This is a genomic window from Zoogloea oleivorans (genome assembly GCF_008107625.1).
Lineage (GTDB): Bacteria > Pseudomonadota > Gammaproteobacteria > Burkholderiales > Rhodocyclaceae > Zoogloea > Zoogloea oleivorans.
Genome location: NZ_SDKK01000077.1, coordinates 1 through 2697, shown reverse-complemented (window position 1 = coordinate 2697; position 2697 = coordinate 1). Strand labels below are relative to the sequence as shown.

Genomic DNA, 2697 nt, shown 5'->3' with positions numbered 1-2697 from the left:
GGGGTCTCCTCGTTTTCAGTGCAATAAGTGACGGTACGAAAAGCTAGCACTGGCGCGGAGGTGGTGTTGGTAGATCGTTGATTTCATTGACTTTCCTGTTCACTTTCAAATCTGCGATTCGTGGCGTCAAACCGTGGTCGGTTTCATCCATTGGTGCCAGTTATCGATGCATTTGGCCGCGAAGGCAGGATTTGGTCAGCATAGCGGTCAACCGGGAAGCGAAACACACCCCGCAAGTTGATGCTCTCCAGCCTGGTGGGCGCAATCTTCCCGATCAGTTCCGGTGGAATGACCTGGCGGCGGTTCGACCAGCGATCCAGGACCGCCTGCATCTGTGAGGTATTCCACGCCATCACGATGTTGGCCATCAGGCTCAACGCATCGGCCACAGCCTGCATTTCATCGACACGTTTGGCCTGCGCCGGGCTGATCCGGCCGGTATAAATGGCGCGCTTGAGGGCGTTAACAGCCTCGCCCCGATTGAGCACCCGGCGCAACTCGTTCCTGAAAGCGTCCTTGACAAAGTAGTCAGCCAAAAACGCCGTACGCAGCAACCGCCCCAATTGCACGCCAGCCTCATAGATTGGATCGCCCTGGGCGGCAGAACCGAACCGCGCAAGAGCTGCCACCGCACTGGCATGTCCGCTCATGACCGAGGCTGCCAGGTGCACCAGACTATCCCAATGCTTTTCGATCAAAGCGACGTCGACATTGGCTTCGCACACCGCAGCGATTTCTGCGGGCACTTTGGTGCCGCGTGGCACAAAGAGGTGGCGCTGTTTGAGTTCCTTCAACCGCGGGCAAAGATCAAAACCAAGCAAACGGGCATGTGACATGGCAAAGTCGGTGTAGCCATGGGTATCCACAGCAAGCTGGCTGGTCTCCAGCTTTTCTTGGCGGATGACACCTTCAATGGCCACGCCCGCCTGGCGCTCATTGAGCACAAAGGGCTGCGCATGGAAGATGCCCCACCGGTCTTTTACATGGGAGTAGATTCCAATGGAAGGTGTGTTGCGCCGAGGATCAAGCCGGGCTTGCCACACCCGTTTGGTGGTCTCCATGCTCATCATGTCAGAAGATGCCAAATCGGACCGCCCCCAGGTGGCGGCAATCGGGTGTCGCTGCATGAATTCCAGCACAGCCTGGCAGGCCTGGCTCAGACGCCGTTCGTCCCGCGCCCAGCGCATGGCCTGGCGAATGCTGGTGGCAGACAATTGCGGAATCATGCGCGCGCATTCGACCGCAGTCAGACTGGTGCCGTGGGCCATGATGCCGGCATAGACCATCAGCAGCTCGTCGGTAGAGCGCGGCTCACGTCCGAGCATGATCCAGCTAAAGCGCACCTGGGCGTCAACGGCCAGAATCACTTCCGGCAATTGAACCTCACCGATGCGGTGATCCAAAGCCGCGCGCAGCTTGGTCACTTCTGGGTCTTCGTCCTCTGCGGGCAATGGCGACAAATGGAGTTCATCATCCACGCGCAGTACGCCACTGCGGGCTGCAGCGGCCACCGCATCGACACCGGCAGTTACTCTGGCCAGCAAAGGCTTCAAGAAAGTGGCAGCCTTGCTGGGTAACGATAGACGGGCATAGTGTTTCTTGGACTCTGCCTGCCAACGCTCGTCCGTGAAGAACAAGCGCGCACGACCCCGAAAGCTCAGGCTGTGCTCAATCCAGACCGAGCCATTGCGCACCGCGCGGCGCAGGGCAAACAGGGTGGCCACCTCCAACGCCTGAAACGCCCGTTCCCGGTCTGGGCTGGAGATCGAAACCTGCCAGATCATTCCCAGACTTGGTGCCACCACTTCAACTGGCAGCTTTCTGGATCCTTTGAGATATAAAGCTTGCAGCTTGGCAAGGTACTCGATGGCAGGATGCTCGCCGGTGGCCTGCCAGGGCAGCTTTGCAATGGCGACGAGCAACGACCGCACGGGGCGAATTCCATCAATCAATCCCTCGCGGACCAGGGAGGCCCTGCTCGGTGGTTTGCGTTTCTGGGTTTCGGTGATCAAGGCTTCAAGACGGGCACGCAACTCAGCATCTGGCACCGCACCTTGCGCGCTCAAGGCAACAAGTTCGCCGAGCAGCGTTTTGTACATTGCGGCCCAATTGACGGTAGCGGGGACATCGGCGGCAGCCTGACGCCACAGATCGGCGATCCGGCGCTGCACCATAAGGATCAACTGGTCTGTGGTGGTGAACAGGCAATACCGAAGAAAGCATGCGACCTCCACGGTGCGCGCTGGCTCTTTGATCTTGGCTCCGGCTGAGGGCGGCCTGGAGACAAGTCGGCGCGCGTAGCGGCGCAAGATGAGATCGGGGATGTCTGCCAGGTGCTTATGAACGTCCAGCGTGTAAAGCAGGTCGATGCGCTCCAGTACCTCGCTGATTTGGCGGGTTGAGTGTTTCGCCGGTGCAGCCCATAGCCAACTCTGCTGGGTTTGTCCATCTGGGCGCAGCTCTGAAACTGAGGCTCGCCAGCGATCAAGTGTTGCTGGATCAACGCTGGCGGCGATGGCGGTGCCTGTTTCAACTTCAAGCTGGGCAAGTGCCGCCGCAATCAGTGTCCGAATTGCCCGCTCGTGCACGATCACCAGCTTGTTCTTGTACAGGGCGGTTTCAACTCTGAAGTGCAACACCGGGTTGAAAGTTCATGATTTCCCTCGCAAAGACCTCTGCTGGGGTTTCAAAGTCGAG

At 58.9% G+C, this 2697-nt stretch carries 1 pseudogene; it reads right to left on the bottom strand.

The features are described from left to right. Positions 1-143: 143 nt before the first annotated feature. Positions 144-2627, bottom strand: a pseudogene (locus tag ETQ85_RS25735) (Tn3-like element IS1071 family transposase); the annotation flags it as partial. Positions 2628-2697 lie beyond the last annotated feature (70 nt).